The following is a 20,721-nucleotide window of genomic DNA, read 5'->3' as shown; positions in this document are numbered from 1 at the left end:
GAATAATGCTAAATAATTGTGACACTTAGTAATAGCTGCTTAGGCAGGCAGTAAGATATGCTTGCTCTTCTGGTAAGCAGCTAAGCCATCCTCACCAAGCTCTCGGCCAATACCACTTTGTTTAAAGCCGCCCCACCCTGCTTCGGGCAGCACAATCTGCTGCTCATTAATCCAGATGTGACCTGCTCTGACTCGAGCAGCCATCGCTAGTGCTTTTTCTTCATCAGCACTCACCAATGTGGCGGCTAATGCATAGTTACTGTCGTTTGCCAGTTGGATTGCTTCATCATCATGCTGATAGGTAGTCGTTACTAATACGGGACCGAATATTTCTTCTTGCCACAATCGGCTCGAAGTTGGCACATCGGTATAAATTGTCGGTGCGACAAAATAGCCAGAATCTGGCAAGCTTGCCTCAGAGTGGTTGTTGTCGCCAGAGTTCTCACCGCCTACCAGACACTCAAGCTGCTCATCCTTAGCAATAGCGAAATATTTGCGCACTTGGCTTAACTGTGCTGCACTCACCAGAGGTCCCATTTGGGTAGCTTCAGCAAAGCCATCACCGATGGTCAGCTGCATAGTTTTTGCTTTGAGCTGTTGATATAACGCTTGGGCAATATCCTGATGGACAATCAGCCGAGAGGTAGCAGAGCAAATCTGTCCGGCATTGGTAAAGATACCTCCGATGATTAGCTCACAGGCAGCATCGATATCCGCATCAGCCCGGACAATAATGGCCGACTTACCACCCAGCTCAAGGCTGATGTCTTTGGCACCAATTGCGGCCTGCGCCATAACTTTCTCCCCCACCCCATTACTTCCAGTAAAAGAGACTTTGTCGATTAGCGGGTGACGGGTCATTGCTGCCCCGACTGCTGCAGCACCAGGCAAGATATTAACCACCCCTTTTGGAAAGCCCATATTGCTTAAGTTGCTCAAGATATTACCCAGCATTAATTCTGGCAGTAAAGTCACCTCCGAGGGCTTTAATAGGACCGTACAGCCAGCCGCTAGAGCAGGTGCTAGCTTCCAAGCGGTAGTCACCATAGGGAAATTCCAAGGAACAATTAATGCACAAACACCGATAGGCTCTAGGGACTTATATAGACGTATTCCTGGCTCATTCGTAGCCACTGTCGTTTGCGCCAGTTGCGCGGCTGCAAGCTTCGCGTAGTAACGATAGCAAGCAATCGCATCACTAACATCTATCTGAGCTTCGGCAATTGGCTTACCATTATTGAGCACCGACAACCCAACTAATGTATCAAATTGCTGCTGCATCGCATCGGCTAGCGCATTAAGATAACTTGCTCGCTGAGCGCCTGTTGTCTGCGACCACGGCGCCAATGCTGCACTCGCTGCCTGCGCTGCTAGGTCAACATGGTCAGCACTACAAAGCGCTGTCTGAGCGATAACGTCACCAGAATTAGGATCGTATAATGCAGCTTCCTCCTCTGTAGAAACTCCAAGATCTACCCATTCGCCATCGATAAAGGCGCTATTAAGCTTAATCTCAGATGCCACGACCTGACTGATGCCCTCTCGAGTCAGCTGAATATTATTTGCTAATGTAGAAGACATAAAACCTCTCATTGCTAAAGTAGGAATTGAAAACAACGTTTAAGAATAATCTCTCACAAAACCCACTAAGAATTAATGAAATAAATAGCCAATATTAACTACCCTGAGCGAGAGATTTGCTCAGAGGCAGCTTTAGTTAAATATCTGGTAAGTAATCAGGTCTTGAAGACGCTAATACAGTAGATGAGCTACTGAGGTAATGATGACCAGACTGATCAAGGTACGCATAATAAAGATGAGAAACAGCTCTAAAATGTTCAGCTTAATATTCGACTTAAGGATCAGCGCACCAACTTCAGACATATAAATAATCTGAGTGATAGACGCTGCTCCTACGATAAATCGCGTCATCTCGCTCTCAATACTCTTACCCACTAGGGCTGGTAAATACATATCTGCAAAGCCCATTACCATAGCAGGCGCCGCTGCTGCTGCTTCAGGGATTTGCAGCCATTCAAGTAATGGCACTAGCGGTGCTGAGAGCCAGTTAAACACTGACGTATACTCGGACAAGCCTAAACCAATAGTACCGATCGCAAAGACCACCGGAATAAGACCAAAATAGATGTCAAACAGATTAACGACGCTGCTTTTGAACACATGACTCAAACTTGGCATAGAATAAGCTCGTGTCACCGCCCGATTTAGCGCCCATTGATGAGTGCTATAATTGGTCGGAATCTGCTCATCTAGCATACTTTTGCCCGAGTGATAAGTCTCTGGTTTCAAAGACAGGGGCGGCAGTCGTGGCATAATAATTGCCGCAACGAAACCGGTTAAAGCAACGGTCAGATAAAAAGGCACAAAATTATTGTCAACGCCGATGGTCTTGGCCACCACATAGGTAAACGCTATAGAAGTCACTGAAAAGGTCGTCGCAATAACTGCTGCTTCTCGTTGACTGTAGTAGCTTTTATCATATTGCTGCATGGTGACGAGTAGACCAATAGAGGCAGCGCCAAACCAAGATGACATGGCATCAACAGCGGAGCGGCCAGGCAACTTGAAGAGTTTAACAAAGACTTTACGAGCAAGCGTTCCTAAATATTCCATAAGACCAAAGTCTGTTAGGAATGGTAAGGTCAAAATGGCGAAGAAAAATAGGGGAATAAGAATAGGGATAAGATCTTGATAAATGACCCCGCCAGTATTACGGTTAATAATAAACTCAGGACCCATCTGCAGAAAAATCATCCAGATAAATAACGCCCCTAAAAAGCGGGCCACGAGCCATAGCCAAGAGACATCAAACATATTCTTAAGCGCAGGCTTGTTCTCTAAATTAGGGCGCAATACTTTTACTGCTAACGCACCTAAAAATGATATGCTCACTATGGCGAGTGAGATATAAAATACTGCATCACCCAGTGCAGCTTGCAAGGTATCCGTTAGTACGCCTAGTAAAATCGTAATCTTACCACCCCATTCAAAGGGGAGAATAAATAAGGCAATACCCACCGCAGAGAACAATATAAATTTCCACAGTGACGATTGCCACTGCGCGCCTTGCGGCGTCTGTACCTCTTCTTGCGCGTCATCCAAAAGTGGCTGCTGCGACTTATTAATATAATTAGTCATTCACTTCCTCCATGAGAGGCGAAAATCGCCAATCTTTCCATTTTGCTGTCTGACCTATTCCTGGGTTTAGCGAATTGGTCGGGTCCAGCGTCCGATAAAAAGTGCTCAATGCTGGTTTTGCAGGATAAATATGCCCGACATTATGCTCAGCAGGGTACTCCACCCCGCGCTGATCATAGAATGCTAACAATTCATCCTTAATTTTATTTTTATTGGTGGTGGGCTGTAATAAATAGTCTTGATGCATAACGTGACAAAAAAAATGCCCTAAATAAAATGTTTTTTTAATATGTTTTTTTAATGACTCAGGTAAGGTCTCATCCCAATCGATGGCGTTCCTTGGTAAGGCAATATCTGTAGATATCATCTCACCAAAGTCTGCTGAGTTTAGGTTATGGTAGCGAAACATAGCTGCCGTGGCCGCACTACGAAAGACTAATAACTTCTCTGCCTCCTCTGTGGTACAAGTATGCAGCCTGCTTTGATGCTGCTCATTATGTGCCTGCAAAAAAGCCTGAGCTGGGGCAATATTGTCATCCGCTACCTTAATGATGAGATGGTAGTCATAGGCTAAAGCTTGCTTGGCCAGATGCTTTGGTAAAGCGGCTGGCATCACGCTAGATACGAGCTGTAATATTCGATCTGGCAATGAGGTTGGCAGTCGCCACTTAGTCAAATAGTAACCCAAGCGAGATTGTAGCCGGTATAGAGCACCAATACGCTTGGCAGGTAGTTTTCGCATACTAAAACAAGTATCGCGCCCATATTGCAAGGTCACTTCGTTATACGCTCGATGCATGTATTCAGCACATACTGGCAAATCAAGCTCACTTGCAAGCCAGTGTCGGCGTAAGCTTGTGAGGGCGTGGGCATCATTGCTAGAGTAGTAAAAGGTCTGCTCTCGCTGGCTCTTAGCAAAGGTCGCAACCCTAACAGCAAATACGATAAGCCTACCTGCCGAGCCAGATGCCTCGTAAAGACCGCTAGGATCATTATTGAATCTGGCAGGCGTCGACGCGTTACAGTCACGGACTTTATCTTTATATTGAGTGTTACTGGCAGCGCGGTTGCAGGTATCACTGACTTGGTCGGTGCTAAAATTACCAGACTCTAGGCGAGTGAGGATTTCTTCAGGTGAATCTCCTAGCGCAATATCTAGATGATTAATAAGCTCAAAACTACCCGATGCTGTTCGCCGTGCGAATAACGCCATTTCTGTATACGCGGGACCACGCTGAACCAGCATTCCACCAGAGTTATTGCAAATACCGCCAATAACCGAAGCGCCGACACAGCTTGAGCCAAGTACCGAATGGGGCTCTCGGCCTAATGGGGCTAAGGTAATCTCTAATTCTTGTAGTGTGGCCGCCGGTAGAGCAACGACTTCACGGCCTTCCTTAAGTAGATGCACGCCACCCAAGCGCTGCATCGAAATGACGACAACAGGACGATCATAGCCGCCAAACGGTGTTGACCCTCCTGTCAGTCCTGTATTGGCCGCTTGCGCAATAATGATTGCATCGGCTTTAGCACAGATATTAATCACTTGCCAAAGCGCCACCAGAGTCTGTGGTATCACCACTGCTAGCACGTTCGGCTGCTCTGGACTACTAACGATACCCTCAACGTAGGCTTGCTGCTGGCTAGATGTCGTAAGCAGACCAGCTTTATCGACGACTTGGCTTAGCTCGGTGAGCAAATATGACGAAGGATCGTAAGAAGACACAACTACTCTCTAAATTTATTAAACAATAAAATGGCAATTAACGGACGATGGGTGAGAACCACCAAACAACTCTCACTAAGGCAATAGCCAGCCAGCAACTAGACTCACAGGGTGGCTTTACTGACTCGCCCTAATCCTAATCTAGCTAAAGTAACTAAAAGACTTGCCCATCTCTTCAATAAAGTCGTCCGCTTCATCGACTTCATAAATAACTGGCTTATGACCTGTGATGTCCTGTTTTAGTGCTTCCAATAGCTGCTGCTCTGAGGTGATTCGGCGGTAGCCTGCACCAAATCCAGCTGCTAGTGACTCAAAATTAGGGGTCTTAATATTGACCCCGATCTCCGGTAAGCCTCGTTCCTGCATATAGCGACGAATCTCGCCATAGCCTTGGTTATTCCACAACAGCACGATTAATGGCAGCTCAAGCTCTGCTGCACAGATAAGCTCAGCGATAGTAAATTGAATACCGCCATCGCCTATCAAGCTAATGACAGGACCTTGCGCTGCTACCAGAGCACCAATTGCCGCCGGTAAGCCATAGCCCAACGTACCAAAGCCCGTGGAAGAGTTAAACCATTTGCGTGTTTTTACAGCTTCAAAGCCAAGGTTACCTGCATAGACCGGCTGAGTGGAATCTCCGACAATAATGACGTCGTCTACAGCATCACGGATGCATTTAAGGAGTGCGTTTTGACCTGCAAAATTATCTGGTATCTCTTTGATTATCTGCTGCTGAGCTGCTTTAACCCGCGGCGCGGCCTGATGATCTAAAGGGTGGTCAGATAAGCGTTTGCACAGTGCCGAGACTGCCATTTGCGCGTCACTGAGTATCGCGATATCTGCCCTAAATGGTCGGTGCAACTGCGCCGCATCACAATCGATACGAATAAGGGTACCATTGATTTTAAAGCCCCCATCAAAGCCAACATCATAATCAGTCTCACCAAGCTCAGTGCCGATGGCTAATACCACATCGGCATTAGTAATAAGCTCACGACCAGCCGGTAAAGATTGATTACTACCAAGACTTAAAGGATGAGCCGGTGGCAACAATCCCTTAGCATTGATGGTCAAAAATGTCGGAGCATCAAGTAGCTCTGCCAATCGCTGAGCATCCCCGTCGACTGCCACGCAGCCACCACCAAAAAGTAATACTGGATTTTTAGCAGCGATTAGCTGCTGCGCGGCGAGATCCAACTGTGCAGGATTGGGTGCAGGCAGAGTTGCTAAAGAAGCGGCCACATTCTGAACCTCAGCCTGACTCGACTTTGGCGGCTTGGGAACATGGCTGGCATCAGCAGTAATGACATCAATAGGCAATTGAATATGCACCGGACCAGGTCTTGCACTATGAAATAAAGCAAACGCTTCGGCGATTACCTTAGGCAGAGCCTCGGGCTGCCAGATAGTCTTGCTTGCTAGCGCTGCTTTACTCACCAGACCCTGCTGATCATGAAGCTCATGCAAGTGCCCTTCTCCGCTACCAGTGTCGGCAATCTTATTCACACTAGAGATAATGAGCATCGGTATAGAGTCAGCTGCGGCTTGCGCCATTGCTGTAAGAATATTGGTCATACCAGGCCCAGTTATGATAAAACACACTGCCACCTTACCTGATGCGCGGTAATAACCGTCCGCCATAAAGCCCGCCCCTTGCTCATGACGCGGAGTGATATGACGAATATTAGTATTGGGAAGGCCACGATATAACTCTACGGTATGCACACCTGGAATACCAAATACTGTATCTACCCCATAATACTCTAGCCATTCTACTAATAGCTCACCACAAGTGATGGCCGTATCGTTCACCGTTAACTGATGCGATTGATCTGACTGCCCCATAAATCATCCTAAATAGTAAAATGGTCTTTAATGCCACTCCGAGTGACTGTGAACGATCAGTGGAATAGAATTAAAGACCATATAATATATCATTAATATTAAACAGTTTTATTAGCTAACTTGGATTAATACACTGCTTTGACTTTATCGTCATAGCGAACGCCTGGTAGAATGCATAACATCTCAAAGAGCAAGTTAGCAGCTAGCACAGAGGTATTACCAAATGGATCATAAGGAGGAGACACCTCTACTAGGTCACAGCCAACCACATCTAAGCCGCGCATACCACGAACGATTTCAATCCCTTGGGTCGAGGTTAGCCCTCCAATTTCAGCAGTACCAGTTCCAGGGGCAAAGGCAGGGTCAATACCATCGATATCAAAGCTTAGATAAACAGGACCGGCGCCTACTTTTTCTCTGACTTCAGCCATGAGCGGCGTCAGTGACTTATACCAGCACTCTTCTGCTGGCACTACGCGAAACCCTTGCTGCGTCGACCAGTCAAACTCTTCGGCACTGTAGCCCGTACCACGAAGGCCTATCTGAACCACTCGATTACCATCGATAAGGTTTTCTTCGACCGCGCGGCGAAACGGCGTACCATGAGCGATTTTTTCACCGAACATATCGTCATTGATATCCGCATGAGCATCGATATGAACAAGTCCGACCGGACCATGCTTTTTCGCGATGGCACGTAGAATAGGCAAGGCAATCGTATGGTCACCACCTAACGTCAATGGCACTGCACCGTGACTTAGAATTTTTTCTGAATAAAACTTTTCAATTATCTCAACGCTCTTAAGCAGATTAAAGGTATTGATAGGCACATCACCGATGTCGGCCACTTGTAAAGATTCAAAAGGGGCAGCACGAGTTGCCACGTTATACGGGCGTATCATTCGCGACTCATCGCGAATCTGTCTTGGGCCTAATCTTGCACCACTGCGATTTGAAGCCCCAATATCCATAGGCACGCCAACAAAAGCAGCATCTAACCCTTGGGCATCAGGCTGAGTAGGTAGACGCATCATAGATGCAAATCCGCCAAATCTTGGCATTTCATTACCGCTTAGGGGTTGATTAAATTCCATTTGTCACTTCCTTCTTACATTTCATCTGAATAATCAGTCATTTTGACTATAATTACCTTACCTAAATATAGTGGCTCAGACCATGATAAAATTCAGAAGTAAACTTTTAAAAATTCGTAGTAATCTGCTTAAAACAATGAAGATTGATAAGTAAATGAGAATTAGTTAGCTACTACCAAAGATAAGAGATACTGATACATGCTCAATGAACTCACCAAAATTGATATCAAGACCCTTAATAGCTTCATCGCCATTGTTGAGTGCCAAGGAGTCACTGCCGCAGAGGATAGACTAAACCTTTCAACCTCTGTCATTAGTGGTCACCTATCCCATTTAGAAGACAGATTGGGTATGGTGCTATGTCAGCGTGGTCGTAGCGGCTTTAAGCTTACTGAGGATGGCCTTGCAGTCTATGAAGCTTGTCTTGGCTTTCAAGAAGCTGTGGCAAACTTCCAGCATCAACTACACTATATCCGTCAACTAGACTCGGTCCGAGGTGGCCATATTCGGCTATGCTTATCTGATCAGCTGCCCGAAGTATTTTATGAAGCGCTACGACAGTGTCTGGCGCAGAGCTATAGCCAAAATCCGCTCATCCATTTCTCTATCGATGTACAAAGTCCAGAGAGAATGTTAGATACCTTATTGAACAATGAGTGCGACATCGGTGTGGGATATTTTAGTAGCTTTCCGCCCTCTTTGACCTTTAAACCTGCCTTTACTGAAAAGCAGGTAGTGTGCTGTGGGCGCGACCATGAGCTGTTTAGAAACTTTCAAACCCTGACCTTTGAGCAATTAGAAAAGCAGTATGCATGGATCAAGCGAGGATACTCCGTAGAGCATACGTTAAAGTATATCCAACCGACGAGCTTAACTGCCACTACCTATCATATGGAAGCGACGGCGCGACTAATCCTAGCCGGCCATCATGTGGGCTATCTTCCTTATGATCTTGCCAAGCGCTACGAAGATCTTGGCTTGATGAAAATTTTACTGTTTGATGAGATTAGTTACGACGTTCAGCATCATTGGGCCTTTCGACCTGCTATGAGCAAACCTGTCGAGAATTTTTTGATCCAGATGATTGAGCGGTTTGAGATGATAAATAGCTAGGACTTATTGAGCTTTAAGCTCATAAGTCCAGTATTGATAGGGTATAAAATGCAATTGTTCTCTCATATAAAGACTGGCTACATTTGCCTTGGTCAATGTTAATAAACGGGGCAATCTGCACATATTAACTGCAATCATTGCTTTAATTTGATTAAAACAATGATTATGACAGTCAGCACCTTAATTTTTCTACGAAAATTAAAACCAATGACCCTAATAAATCTGACTAACTTTGGTATGCTTGCGCCCGATGCTCCTCCGACACCTTCCTACCCTCTTCTCTACCTTGGTCAATTTTTTTCTCAGTCTCACTAATATCTTCAGCATCTGCCGTGGGCGCATTTTGCTTTTGCTCCGCGCTGACCTCTGGCGAGTACTGCAATGTGGTCAACACGGGAAAATGATCCGAGCCAATAGAGGGCAGTCTTTTAATATTAACCAAAGTAAAGCACTCACTATGGAAGATATGATCCAGCGCCCAGCGCAGGAATGGATATTTCACATGGAAGGTATTGATAAAGTGGCGACCGATACGTGGATCGAGCAATCCGGAGATTCGCTGAAAGCGGCGCGTCGTCTTAGACCAAGCCACATCGTTCAGATCACCCGCCAGAATAGCCGTATGACCCTGCTCCTTAATATGACGACCGACCATAAGCAGCTCAGCATCGCGTGTGGTTGACTTATCTGCCTCAGTTGGACTTGGCGGCATAGGGTGCAAACAGTATAGCCAAACCACTTGACCGGTTTTTAGGCGCATCTGTGTATGGATAGAGGGGATATCATCGATCATAAGATATTTCACTTCGGGATCGATAAGTTCAAGCTTAGAGTACAGATGCATACCGTACAGATTGTCCAATGGTATTTTGACACTATAGGGATAGTCCCCTTCTACCGCCTCTAATGCCTTCTCCCACTTCTTATCTGACTCAAGGGTGATAAGAATATCTGGATGATGCTCACACACTAAATCTATCAATGCTTGGGTATTATTATTTGGCGTTAGTACATTGGAGACCATAAGCTTTAGCTGATGGGCTTCGGGTTTAGACGTGGCAGCGCGGACTTCTTTTTTCCAAAGCCGCGTATAGGGCAAAATCATACGCAGCTGAAATGCTAAGGCCAAGCTTAATACCGCAAATAACAACCACTGCACTATCTCCCACTTCAGCCAAAATACCAACAATCCAATCCAAGCTAGTGTACCTAATACTAAGATCTGAATCCGTGGAAACTCAACACCACGAACCCACCAATGGTCCAGTGGCATCATTCCCCAAATAGTGACAAAGGCAATAAAACCGGCCAAAACCTGAACGGCATAATATAGTACGAGATAATCCATGCTAATTTTGACCTATTATTATGGCAACTATTAGATTAAAGTAAGGCATTAATACCCCCAAGACAATTTATTGATTCGTTGTCTTTCTTAACCCTTTATTTATCAGGATTATATCGTACTTTCTGGCTTTATACTTTGAAGGAGCCAAATATTAATTAGATTGGGTTAAAAGTCATTCTTATTCTGCTCATTGTCTTAAATAATTATTCAAATTCGAGCAAAACATCTTGCATTTTTTAATTTTTAACGGCATTGTTAAAGGTTGGATAGACAAATCACTATTTCACTTAAGAGGGCAAGTTCTATGAGTAATCTAACAGTAGGTTTGGTTGGCTGGCGCGGTATGGTCGGCTCGGTATTGATGCAGCGCATGGTCGAAGAAAGCGACTTTACAGGTATTACCCCTGTATTTTTTTCGACCAGTAATGCTGGTGGCGATGCGCCTAAGATGGACGGCGTAAGCTATAACGCTGATAACAAAACCTTAAAAGATGCTCATGATATTGCTGCTCTAGCCACGTGTGATGTGATTATTACCTGTCAAGGTGGCGACTATACCAAAGCTGTGCATCAGCCTCTTCGTGACAGTGGTTGGGATGGTTACTGGGTTGATGCAGCCAGTACCCTACGCATGGAGGATGACAGCATCATCATTCTCGATCCCGTTAATCGCAACGTAATAGATGAAGCCCTTGCTAGCGGCAAAAAAGACTTCATCGGCGGTAACTGCACAGTGTCCCTTATGCTAATGGCCATCGGTGAGCTGTTCAATCGCGGCTGGGTTGAGTGGGTTTCAGCCATGACTTATCAGGCAGCTAGTGGCTCTGGCGCTCAGAATATGCGTGAGCTGATTGCAGGTATGGGCATGCTCCATGACGCTGTAAAAGACGAGCTGGCTGATCCTGCCAGTGCCATTCTAGATATCGATAGAAAAATCGCTGAGACGCAGCGAAGTGACAACTTCCCGCAGCAACACTTTGGTGTGCCACTAGCCGGTAGCTTAATTCCTTATATCGACTCGCAGTTAGAAAACAAACAGTCGCGTGAAGAATGGAAAGGCGGCGTTGAGACCAATAAAATCTTAGGAAATACTGGTGATGCTATCGTCCCTATCGATGGCTTATGTGTGCGCATCGGTGCGATGCGCTGCCATGCTCAAGGCTTAACTATTAAGCTGAATAAAGACATTCCCCTTGCTGAGATTGAAGAGGCGTTACGTAATAGTGGTAATGAGTGGTTAGACTTGGTCGAAGACGATAAAGAAGCGACCATGAACCGCCTAACACCAGTTGCCGTGACTGGTACCTTAAAAGTGGCGCTTGGCCGCTTGCGTAAGCTTAATATGGGTAATCAGTACTTAGGGGCATTCACTGTAGGCGATCAGCTTCTTTGGGGCGCTGCTGAGCCGCTACGCCGTATGCTAACGATCATTCGAGAGCAAAAGGCTTAATTTATTTAAGAGCAATCCTAACCTTGCCCCTTAAACCATCAAAGACAGCTTCGGCTGTCTTTTTTTATCGCTCGGACTCTCTAGAAGAAAGCTTGCTTCAAAATAGGGTTTGTAATTAATTCTGGCTACTTAAATGGCTTAAATTATTTAATTTGCTTAGGCTATTGATAAGCAATCATAACTTCGTTACGCCGCTTGAATGGCAATGTCCAAGGGGGATTGTAACGCGCTAGCTCAGGTTGTGCTATCGGGGTTAACTCTCTATCTGCCATCCATTGCTGAAGTGCTAAGGTCTTAGCAGCGACTTTTAGCTCACCCGCCAGTCCATAGAACGTCATTACTGCATAGTGCTGCTCTGGCAGTTGCTCTAACATCACTGCTGGATTATTAGGTTTTGGAATACTCTCAAGGGTATAGCGCTCAGGCATAACAAAAGCGACGAGCCAATTGCCATTATGTTGGCTCATACTTACTGGTACGCTCATATTGATCTTTGCGTTTGCTTCAGAGTTGTTGACCGCAGTCTCATGAGTGGGAGACATTATCACAGGAGCCGTCATGCTTATTTTTGCACTTTTGCTACTGTTTTTATTAGCAGGCTCCACCTTTGAATTATTGCCAAAAATATAATCTGCAAGTCGCTTAAAGCCTTGGCGACTAGCAGAATCATACGCGCCAGTTACTACAGTTTTGGCAATAATTCTGGGGTCATAAAGACGTCGCTCAAAGTTGCCAACATGCTCTAAAATAGTATAATTTGGCTCGCGTGTGGCCATAGTAGCTCCTAATATTAGAATAACTAGAACAGCAAAAGCTAATTGTCCAAAGTGCGCCTTTAGCATCCTATCCAATTTGTCTGATGACTCTATCATAGCAGTAACAAATCATGATGGGGTTAATACTATTCATGCTCTTCCATGGCTGGCAGATCGCTATTCTTAGTCACCAGTCTTAAATGCACTTGCAATACTAGCCTAAATTGTCGCTCATTTGCGACTTAAGCCAATATAAAAAAACTTGTTTTTTCTCATGGTTGGCAATAGGCGACTCTGACAATAGATAATACGCTGAGCCATCTTTAGCGAACCCTTGCGGAGCAGTCAGAAGCCCTGTAGCTAGGTCATCTTGTACCATGAGCCTTGAGGCGATCGCTTGTCCTAACCCCGCGATAGCTGCCTGAATAGACAGATAAAAATGCTCAAAATACATCTCTTCTAATCCAGCCCTTGGATCATCGATAACATCATCAGAAACCACTGGACTTATATCCCTCAAAGCTAGCCAATCTTGCCACGCGTCAGCTCTGCTATGCGTGTGCAATCTTATCAGATGACTGCCTCTGGACACTTGAGACGCTTGAGGTGACTGAACAGCACCGATCTCTTCATCGACTAGATAATAACTATTGATGCTTGGCGACCAGACAAAATCATTCCTCCTTATCGCCACGTCGATGTTCTGGCGTGCGAAGTCTACCACCCCACCGGCGGCCAAAATCACCACGTCAATATTGGTCGCTTTGTTAAAGTCAGCCGTTCTAGGAATGAGCCATTTCATCGCTATCGTCGGTTCACAAGAGACTATGAGCGTCTTATCTGGCTGCCATGATAATTGACTAAGCGTCTTCTCAAGGTCATGAAATAGCGGCTGACAACAGTGCTGCAAACGCCTGCCAGCAGGTGTCAAGACTAGCTCGCGGCCACGCCTGATAAATAGTGAGACGCCTAAATGGGTCTCTAAATTTTTGAGCTGCTTACTTACTGCGCCGTGGGTAACGCATAGCTTATTAGCGGCCAGACTCATACTGCCATAGTGCGCTACGAAGTAAAAAAACTTTAACGCTCGCATCGGTAGCTTACGGATATGTTCCAAAATCTCACACCTTATATGGCTAAATATCGATTTTTATTGCTTTAATTTTGACAGAAGATAGCGACAGCACGATGACTTATCTTCACATTACATTAGGGTTATCTTTATATGTCAGAGATTCTCGCTGTTGCCACCATTACCATACTTGCTGTTATCAGTCCAGGAGGCGATTTCGCTATCGTTACTCGCAACAGCTACCTGCACGGTCAAAGATGTGGTTTATTCACCGCTATAGGTATTGCCGCTGCCGTCTGGATTCATGTTGCTTACACTCTTCTTGGTGTCAGTGTTATTCTGCAACAGTCGGCTTTTTTATTGAATATCGTAAAGCTCATTGGCACCGCATATCTAGTCACTATCGGTATTCAAACTTATCGCCACACTGAGTCTCAGAACATCCAGCTTGATTCACACCAAGCCTCGACTTCGTCTGGTCACTTATCTGCCGCTACCGCCTTTAAAAATGGCTTTATGACCAACGCCTTAAATCCTAAGACCACTCTATTTGTGCTTAGTATCTACTCACAAGTCGTCAGTATTGATACCTCGTTAATAATCCAAGTCGCCTACGGATTGTTTATGTCACTTGCTCACTTGCTTTGGTTTACCTTGGTAGCCTGCATCCTGTCGCACAGCCGCATTAGAGAGCAGCTACTCCAAAAGCAAGTGCTGGTAAACCGTATTATTGGTATCGTGCTAGGTGCTCTTGGTATCCTGCTTTTATTGTCCTCATTATAATAATCATTATGTAAAGTCATGCCTTGAGGCAAACTTAACCTTAGTAATGTTATAATCCCCTGACTTTATTAATAGCTTAAGATATCACTATGCAATTTACCCTTCATAAAACCGCCAGCGGTGAATCTCGTGCTCGCCGTGGTACTGTTCATCTCAATCATGGTGACGTTCAGACGCCTGCCTTTATGCCTGTCGGTACTTATGGCACGGTCAAAGGCATGCTTCCACGTGACATCAAAGACATTGGTGCCGACATTATCCTTGGCAATACCTTCCACTTATGGCTACGACCTGGCACTGACATCATCGACCAGTTCGGTGGCCTCCATGAGTTCATGCATTGGGATAAACCTATCTTAACTGACTCCGGTGGCTTTCAGGTATTTAGCCTTGGCGCGATGCGCAAGATCACTGAAGAAGGCGTGCACTTCAAGTCGCCCATTGATGGGGCAAAAGTATTTTTGTCGCCCGAGAAGTCAATGCAGATTCAGTTCAGCCTAAACTCTGATATCGTCATGCAGTTTGATGAGTGCACCCCTTATCCTGCTACTCATGACGACGCCAAGACTTCGCTTGAGCTGTCACTCCGCTGGGGGCAGCGCTGCCTTGATGAGCACCGCAGATTAGAGAGTAAAAACGCTCTATTTGGGATTATTCAAGGCAGTATGTACTCAGACCTGCGTCAACAATCCTTAGAAGGCCTACTTAATATTGATTTTGATGGCTATGCGATTGGCGGACTGTCAGTCGGTGAGCCTAAAGAAGAAATGATTGAGGTACTAAACTACCTACCTGATGATATGCCTGCGGATAAGCCGCGCTATCTTATGGGCGTAGGTAAACCTGAAGATATCGTCGAGGCGGTGCGCCGCGGCGTTGATATGTTTGACTGCGTTATGCCGACTCGTAATGCCCGCAATGGTCACTACTTTGTCACGGGCAATGAAGACAATCAAGGTGTGGTTCGCATCCGTAATAGTCAATACCGTACTGATGAACAAGCCCTTGATCCAGAATGCGACTGCTATACCTGTCAGAACTTCAGCCGAGCTTATCTTTATCATCTTAATAAATGCAAAGAGATGCTCGGCGCCCAGCTAGCGACTATCCATAACTTGCGCTACTACCAACGCTTAATGGCGGGTATCCGTGAAGCTATCGAACAAGATCAGTTTGACAGCTTTGTCGCTGATTTTTATAGCAAGCGTGGTCAAGAAGTCCCAGAGCTGACGTTACTGTAGCTATGGCAACTGCTCACTCTGATTACTGATAATAAGCAGTAGATGACGCTGCCCAGTCACTTAGTCGTCATAGTGAGCATGATTGGTGATTGGCTATCAATAAATTCGATACGTAGGAAGCTATGCAGCGGTTAGTAATTGTCATATAGTCGACTCTAAATAAGATAGAGTCATCATAATATGATGCGGAGCTGGTATAAATTTTTCTAGCTTACTGCGAGCGCGCTGACAGAGGTGGCAAAAAATTCATCCCAGTATCGCTGTAGCGTTTTTATAGTGAACTTACGATAGCTAAAGGGCTTAAACTGACAGTTATTACACCGTTAAATACAGCTATTGGTCTTTATTTAGGATGCTATTTATTTAGGTAATTCGTATTTAAATAACTTCTTGGTTGAATTAAGTCGTCTAAAGTGTCTTTAACTGTATCGATAAAAAAAGCATCCCTTGGGATGCTTTTTTTATAATATACCACAGCTTAAGGACTGATTAGCTCATAAGACTGCTAATAAAGACAATGAGCACACCGACAGGCGCAATAAACTTAGCAACTATTTGCCATAGGCTCCAAGCGCCATCAGACAACCCAAGCTCACGTCGAACGCTATCTTGACTCAACTGCCAACCTACGAATAGTATAGCGGCAAGTCCTGCTAATGGAAGGAGGAATTTACTGGTCACTTTATCCAATATATCAAAGATACCGTTACCCATGATGGTAAATTCAGACCATAGGTTAAATGACAGTAGCGCCGCCACACCCAGTAGCCAAATAACTGAGCTTGCTACGATGGTTGACATCGTACGATTCATCGACGTACGCTCTTCTAAAAACTCAACAGATGGCTCCAGTAAAGAGATAGACGAGGTCAATGCGGCAAAGGTAATCAATAAAAAGAACAGCGTACCAATCAAAGTACCCGCTGTCATATCCCCAAAGGCGATGGGTAAGCTAACAAAGATCAAACCGGGACCTGAGGCTGGGTCTAGACCATGGTTAAAGATAATTGGGAAAATGGCAAGACCAGCAGCAAGTGCTACTACAGTGTCCAAAATACAGACTGTCCGTGCTGTCTTAAGCAAGTTTACCTCACGACCTAGATAAGAGCCGTACGCTACCATGATGCCCATACCGAGGGATAAGGTAAAGAAGGAATGGCCTAGCGCTGCTAGCAACACATCGCCATTAAGCTTGCCAAAGTCTGGTGTAAATAGATAGCTTACCGCTTCAGCAAAGCCGCCATTCAATACATTGTAGCCTAAAATAAAGACAAGAATTAGGCCTAATAAAGGCATTAAGACTTTAGCGGCTTTTTCGATACCACCTGTTACCCCCACACCAACGATAAGGGCCGTCAAAACCATAAAGACTGTGTGCCAAAGTGTTAGCGTCCCAGGTGCTGCTAACATCGCATCAAAAGTAGTACCAATGGCGTCGCTGTCTTGCCCGACAAAGCTGCCGGTACCGACCTTAGTAATATAATTGAGCGCCCAGCCTCCAATGACACTATAGAATGATAAGACAATGAAGCCGGCCAAGATACCGACGCCGCCCACAATACCCCAAGCGCTAGATTTATTTTCGCTGATCGCGACATCGGCAAATGAGTTAATAGGGTTCTTTTGACCACGGCGACCAATTAACCATTCTGCAACTAATATAGGAAAGCCAATCAGGGCAATACACACTAAGTACGTTAAGACAAATACTGCCCCACCGCTCTCGCCTACCATGTAAGGAAACTTCCAGATATTGCCTAGGCCCACGGCAGAGCCAACTGCCGCTAATACGAACCCGAAGCTAGAGCTCCACTGGGCATGATCGTGTTTTTTTATACTCATAATGCGTTGTCCTTATTCTTAATATAGCCAGCTTACAAAAGCTAGGCTTATCCTATAATTCGTAACTTCTTGTAAGTTTTATTACATCTTTTAACCGCTAAGTTTCAGTTAAGCGGTGGCAAATGTCAAGCAGGGGCAATAAAAAAGCCATAACTAATTGTTATGGCTTTGGGGTAAAACAGTTAAAATTTTAAGCTAATCAGCGCACAATACCGCGTTGACTATTTTGCAAAGATTGAATGAGCAGTTGCACTTTTGGCTCTTTAGCAAGCAGCTCATCTTCCAATATGGCCAACGCTTGTTTAGTAGTTAGACCTAATCTAAATACCGTTCGATAAGCTTGCCGTAAGGTATTGATGGTATCTTTCGACCAGCCTTTTCGGCGCATACCTTCTATATTAAGACCATGGGCACTGGCCGGATTACCAGAAACCATGGTAAACGCTGCGACATCTTTTAGGATAAGACTAGCACCACCAATCAAGCTATAGTCGTCTATATGACAAAACTGATGAATGCCAGCATTACCACCAATAATAGTATGATTGCCGATGTGCACGTGGCCTGCAACCCCGACATTGTTAGCGACAACATTATGATCACCAACCACACAGTCATGGGCAATGTGGGTGTTAACCATAAATAGATTATGATTACCGATTTTGGTTAGCGCATTATCTTGAGCAGTACCCCGATGAAAGCTGCAAGCTTCACGGATGGTATTGTGATCGCCAATCTCTAACCACGAGGTCTCCCCCGCATATTTTAGATCTTGGCAATCCTCACCAAGACTGGCGAACTGATAGATTTGATTATGTTCACCAATGCGAGTGTTTTTGGTCACTACCACGTGTCGATGCAATACAGAATGAGCACCAATAGTTACCGCATCACCAATAATACAATAAGGGCCAATCACTGCCGTCTCATGGATGGTCGCCCCAGGCGCTATGATGGCGGTAGGATGGATCTGACTCATAAAAATTTGCCTTAGGCTAATAGTCTATTAAAAGTGGATAAAAGTGTGACAGGATTAAAATGCAACAATAAATTAAAACTCAGATCTGTTAGGTTATCAGATTGATTTAGCCTATTCAGCCTAAGACTGATACCGGCCGACTGAGAAACATTATGCAAATTTTTTAGCAGCAAAACAATTAGTCTTGAACCAATCAAAGTGAGCTTATCTGGATAGGCAAGGCGTTAATTAAAGCAATAATAATAAAATAACTACAGCTCTTTTGACTGGCGCGCGATCATAATTTGCGCACTAGCGGCCATAGTATCATCCACATAGGCGCTACAATCAAACTTATAGATACCACGCTTTTGCATCAATAAATTAGAGCGCAGTATCAGCTGATCACCGGGGATAACTTGGCGCTTAAAGCGTACTTTGTCAACGCCCGCAAACAGATACAGGTAGCCATCTTCTGCGGTTAAACCTGCACTAATAAATCCTAAAACACCTGATATCTGAGCCATGGCTTCTACCATAAGTACACCAGGCATGATAGGCACATCTGGAAAATGCCCTGTAAAGTAAGGCTCATTAAAACTAACGTTTTTGAGGCCTTCAATACAGTGGTTCGGCTCACACGATGTCACTCGGTCTATCAACATAAAAGGATAACGATGCGGTAAATAATGCTTGAGCGTCTCAAACGTCATCGGCATTGTTGGCACAGTTATTCCAGAATTCTCATCAGTTAGGTCTAAATTTAATGACATCGCTTTTCTTCCTTGGTTTGGCTAATCATTGAGCTGACTGGCTGCCAATCATCCTGATAAATTATCAGCACTTAGCAGCACACTCAGCGCTAGGGACGCAGTATACGTCAATTTTTGTCTCTTGTTAAAACAATGTTTTAGCAGACATTCTAGTCAGTTTTGCTAATGGCTTTATTATCAACAAGTAAGCAGTACTGGTACATGTGACTTGTTACCAGCCCGCTACACTGCTTATAAATCTGATTTAATAATAGTCACTAAGTGCGTAGATACTTTAAGGCTATGTATTTTGCAAACGCGCCAAACCTAGTAATGGCGCTTAGCTTTTTGCTTATCATCCTCATCCTATCGCTATAATAGCAATCATCAGAATAGTGACCATGACTGTATAATAGCTACTTATCTTGACTATTTGACTTGCCGAAAGCGTACTGCTGCTTTGCGCCATTTTGCAGTCGGCATGGCCACTGTCCCAGACGAGTAAGACCCGGACTGCTTAATAGACTTAGTCACCATGGTCATGGCGGTGATGGTAACGTCATCAGTGATCTCAATATGACCACTAATGCCCACAGCACCGCCTATGATGCAGCGCTTACCAAGCTTGGTACTGCCCGCGATACCAGTATTAGCAGCGATGGCTGTCCCCGCACCGATCTGCACATTGTGGGCAATTTGTACTAGATTATCAATAATAACGTTGTCGCCAATAACCGTATCGTCAATCGCCCCGCGATCAATGCAAGTCTGACTGCCGATACGCACCCGATCACCAATAATAACTCGCCCAAGCTGGGCAATTCGCTCCCAACCTGTCACTGCCGGATCTGACGTTGGCGCAAAGCCAAAACCTTCTGAGCCAATACTAGCATGGGCATGAATCCGCACCTGATCACCAATCTGGCAGTCATGGCCGATGACAACTTGTGGGTAGATAACACAATCCTCACCTACCCTCGCATTGCTGCCAATAGTGACATGTGAGGCGAGCTGAGTACCTCGTCCAATACACGATCCTGCACCGATGACACAATAAGCACCAATAATGACATCCTCAGCGATACTAACATCGCTTTCGATAACCGCTGTTGAATGAATTATTGCGTTAGGACAGATGCCAGTAGTTGCTGTTGGGTTTGCAGAAAACAAATTACTCTTAATGTCGGCAGCTTGGGCATTTAAGCTATGACCAGCAAAGCCTTGATCAAACCATTGGCTCACACAAGCGTAAGCCAAATAAGGAGAAGCCACTACTAACACCGTACAGGATTGAGGCGCATTATCTTGATGAGCGGGGTCTACTAAAATAACGCTAGCCTCAGTGCTGGCGAGCGCGTCGCTATAACGCTTATTGGCTATAAAGCTCAGCTCACCTACCTGCGCTGAATCCAAAGCACTCACGCCCTTAATCAGTGTCTGCAAGCTAGCGTCACTGAGCGCCGCTTTATTCATTACCGGCTGGCGCTGTTCAATACTGGCTATCAGCTGAGCGACGGTCACCTTTCTCACTTCATGTTACCTTTGTTATGGGCGTGTTATGAGCGCTTGTGGTTACTACT

Annotated in this window: 16 protein-coding genes; 4 read left to right on the top strand and 12 right to left on the bottom strand. The window is 45.1% G+C overall.

Annotated features, from left to right (window positions below; all coding sequences use genetic code 11):
* Nucleotides 1-39: 39 nt before the first annotated feature.
* From EGV92_RS12140 to speB, 5 genes are all read right to left on the bottom strand, one after another.
* A complete protein-coding gene (locus EGV92_RS12140) occupies nucleotides 40-1,581 on the bottom strand; it encodes an aldehyde dehydrogenase family protein (RefSeq protein WP_131669567.1) in 1,542 nt (513 codons plus the stop codon).
* A gap of 171 nt (nucleotides 1,582-1,752) precedes the next feature.
* Complete coding sequence (locus EGV92_RS12135) at nucleotides 1,753-3,159, bottom strand: YjiH family protein (RefSeq protein WP_131669566.1); 1,407 nt, start codon at nucleotides 3,157-3,159, stop codon at nucleotides 1,753-1,755.
* Nucleotides 3,152-4,885 carry a D-lactate dehydrogenase gene (gene dld / locus EGV92_RS12130; RefSeq protein WP_131669565.1) on the bottom strand — a complete coding sequence of 578 codons (1,734 nt, stop codon included), beginning with the start codon at nucleotides 4,883-4,885 and terminating at the stop codon, nucleotides 3,152-3,154. The genes EGV92_RS12135 and dld overlap by 8 nt, the downstream gene beginning before the upstream one ends.
* Before the next feature lie 141 nt (nucleotides 4,886-5,026).
* Nucleotides 5,027-6,733, bottom strand: coding sequence for a 5-guanidino-2-oxopentanoate decarboxylase (locus tag EGV92_RS12125; protein ID WP_131669564.1), 1,707 nt, complete (start codon nucleotides 6,731-6,733; stop codon nucleotides 5,027-5,029).
* A gap of 125 nt (nucleotides 6,734-6,858) precedes the next feature.
* Entirely contained in the window at nucleotides 6,859-7,827 is a 969-nt protein-coding gene (speB, locus tag EGV92_RS12120; RefSeq protein ID WP_131669563.1) for an agmatinase, read from the bottom strand.
* Nucleotides 7,828-8,025: 198 nt separating this feature from the next.
* Here speB and EGV92_RS12115 point away from each other — a divergent pair, with 198 nt between their 5' ends.
* Nucleotides 8,026-8,940, top strand: coding sequence for a LysR family transcriptional regulator (locus tag EGV92_RS12115; RefSeq protein WP_131669562.1), 915 nt, complete (start codon nucleotides 8,026-8,028; stop codon nucleotides 8,938-8,940).
* A gap of 226 nt (nucleotides 8,941-9,166) precedes the next feature.
* Here the strand turns inward: EGV92_RS12115 and EGV92_RS12110 are convergent, their stop codons facing one another.
* The gene (locus EGV92_RS12110; RefSeq protein WP_131669561.1) at nucleotides 9,167-10,288 is read right to left on the bottom strand and encodes an endonuclease/exonuclease/phosphatase family protein; all 1,122 of its coding nucleotides are present in this window, start codon (nucleotides 10,286-10,288) and stop codon (nucleotides 9,167-9,169) included.
* A 304-nt stretch (nucleotides 10,289-10,592) separates the two neighbouring features.
* On the opposite strand from EGV92_RS12110, the gene asd reads away from it, so the two are divergent.
* Entirely contained in the window at nucleotides 10,593-11,738 is a 1,146-nt protein-coding gene (gene asd / locus EGV92_RS12105) for an aspartate-semialdehyde dehydrogenase (RefSeq protein ID WP_131669560.1), read from the top strand.
* A gap of 161 nt (nucleotides 11,739-11,899) precedes the next feature.
* On the opposite strand, the gene EGV92_RS12100 is transcribed toward asd, so the two are convergent.
* Both EGV92_RS12100 and EGV92_RS12095 read right to left on the bottom strand, forming a co-directional pair.
* Entirely contained in the window at nucleotides 11,900-12,514 is a 615-nt protein-coding gene (locus EGV92_RS12100; RefSeq protein WP_242678723.1) for an SOUL family heme-binding protein, read from the bottom strand.
* Nucleotides 12,515-12,707: 193 nt separating this feature from the next.
* Nucleotides 12,708-13,610, bottom strand: a complete 903-nt coding sequence (locus EGV92_RS12095) for a LysR family transcriptional regulator (RefSeq protein WP_131669559.1) — start codon at nucleotides 13,608-13,610, stop codon at nucleotides 12,708-12,710.
* 108 nt (nucleotides 13,611-13,718) lie between these two features.
* On the opposite strand from EGV92_RS12095, the gene EGV92_RS12090 reads away from it, so the two are divergent.
* Both EGV92_RS12090 and tgt read left to right on the top strand, forming a co-directional pair.
* A complete protein-coding gene (locus EGV92_RS12090) occupies nucleotides 13,719-14,348 on the top strand; it encodes a LysE family translocator (protein WP_131669558.1) in 630 nt (209 codons plus the stop codon).
* An 89-nt stretch (nucleotides 14,349-14,437) separates the two neighbouring features.
* Nucleotides 14,438-15,589: a tRNA guanosine(34) transglycosylase Tgt gene (gene tgt, locus EGV92_RS12085; protein ID WP_131669557.1), complete on the top strand. Its 1,152-nt coding sequence runs from the start codon at nucleotides 14,438-14,440 to the stop codon at nucleotides 15,587-15,589.
* A gap of 489 nt (nucleotides 15,590-16,078) precedes the next feature.
* On the opposite strand, the gene EGV92_RS12080 is transcribed toward tgt, so the two are convergent.
* The 4 genes from EGV92_RS12080 to lpxD all read right to left on the bottom strand — a co-directional run bounded on the left by EGV92_RS12080 (nucleotide 16,079) and on the right by lpxD (nucleotide 20,671).
* A complete protein-coding gene (locus EGV92_RS12080) occupies nucleotides 16,079-17,431 on the bottom strand; it encodes a sodium-dependent transporter (RefSeq protein ID WP_131669556.1) in 1,353 nt (450 codons plus the stop codon).
* Nucleotides 17,432-17,630: 199 nt separating this feature from the next.
* Entirely contained in the window at nucleotides 17,631-18,410 is a 780-nt protein-coding gene (gene lpxA, locus EGV92_RS12075; RefSeq protein WP_131669555.1) for an acyl-ACP--UDP-N-acetylglucosamine O-acyltransferase, read from the bottom strand.
* Nucleotides 18,411-18,661: 251 nt separating this feature from the next.
* Complete coding sequence (gene fabZ / locus EGV92_RS12070; protein ID WP_423227915.1) at nucleotides 18,662-19,108, bottom strand: 3-hydroxyacyl-ACP dehydratase FabZ; 447 nt, start codon at nucleotides 19,106-19,108, stop codon at nucleotides 18,662-18,664.
* A gap of 462 nt (nucleotides 19,109-19,570) precedes the next feature.
* Nucleotides 19,571-20,671 (bottom strand): UDP-3-O-(3-hydroxymyristoyl)glucosamine N-acyltransferase, encoded by a 1,101-nt coding sequence (lpxD, locus tag EGV92_RS12065; protein ID WP_278248267.1) that lies wholly within the window; start codon nucleotides 20,669-20,671, stop codon nucleotides 19,571-19,573.
* Nucleotides 20,672-20,721 lie beyond the last annotated feature (50 nt).

The sequence above is a fragment of the Psychrobacter pygoscelis genome, assembly GCF_004335015.1.
GTDB lineage: Bacteria > Pseudomonadota > Gammaproteobacteria > Pseudomonadales > Moraxellaceae > Psychrobacter > Psychrobacter pygoscelis.
The sequence above is the reverse complement of the archived record's forward strand: the minus strand, read 5'-3'. Positions and strand labels throughout refer to the sequence as shown.

What these genes read in the sequence shown, in the direction of transcription:
- fabZ (WP_423227915.1), bottom strand. Translation starts at nt 19,108, where the DNA reads ATGCCGATGACGTTTGAGACGCTCAAGCATTATTTACCGCATCGTTAT.
- EGV92_RS12110 (WP_131669561.1), bottom strand. Translation starts at nt 10,288, where the DNA reads ATGGATTATCTCGTACTATATTATGCCGTTCAGGTTTTGGCCGGTTTT.
- EGV92_RS12135 (WP_131669566.1), bottom strand. Translation starts at nt 3,159, where the DNA reads ATGACTAATTATATTAATAAGTCGCAGCAGCCACTTTTGGATGACGCG.
- speB (WP_131669563.1), bottom strand. Translation starts at nt 7,827, where the DNA reads ATGGAATTTAATCAACCCCTAAGCGGTAATGAAATGCCAAGATTTGGC.
- EGV92_RS12115 (WP_131669562.1), top strand. Translation starts at nt 8,026, where the DNA reads ATGCTCAATGAACTCACCAAAATTGATATCAAGACCCTTAATAGCTTC.
- EGV92_RS12100 (WP_242678723.1), bottom strand. Translation starts at nt 12,514, where the DNA reads ATGGCCACACGCGAGCCAAATTATACTATTTTAGAGCATGTTGGCAAC.
- asd (WP_131669560.1), top strand. Translation starts at nt 10,593, where the DNA reads ATGAGTAATCTAACAGTAGGTTTGGTTGGCTGGCGCGGTATGGTCGGC.
- EGV92_RS12090 (WP_131669558.1), top strand. Translation starts at nt 13,719, where the DNA reads ATGTCAGAGATTCTCGCTGTTGCCACCATTACCATACTTGCTGTTATC.
- EGV92_RS12140 (WP_131669567.1), bottom strand. Translation starts at nt 1,581, where the DNA reads ATGTCTTCTACATTAGCAAATAATATTCAGCTGACTCGAGAGGGCATC.
- lpxA (WP_131669555.1), bottom strand. Translation starts at nt 18,410, where the DNA reads ATGAGTCAGATCCATCCTACCGCCATCATAGCGCCTGGGGCGACCATC.
- EGV92_RS12125 (WP_131669564.1), bottom strand. Translation starts at nt 6,733, where the DNA reads ATGGGGCAGTCAGATCAATCGCATCAGTTAACGGTGAACGATACGGCC.
- EGV92_RS12080 (WP_131669556.1), bottom strand. Translation starts at nt 17,431, where the DNA reads ATGAGTATAAAAAAACACGATCATGCCCAGTGGAGCTCTAGCTTCGGG.
- tgt (WP_131669557.1), top strand. Translation starts at nt 14,438, where the DNA reads ATGCAATTTACCCTTCATAAAACCGCCAGCGGTGAATCTCGTGCTCGC.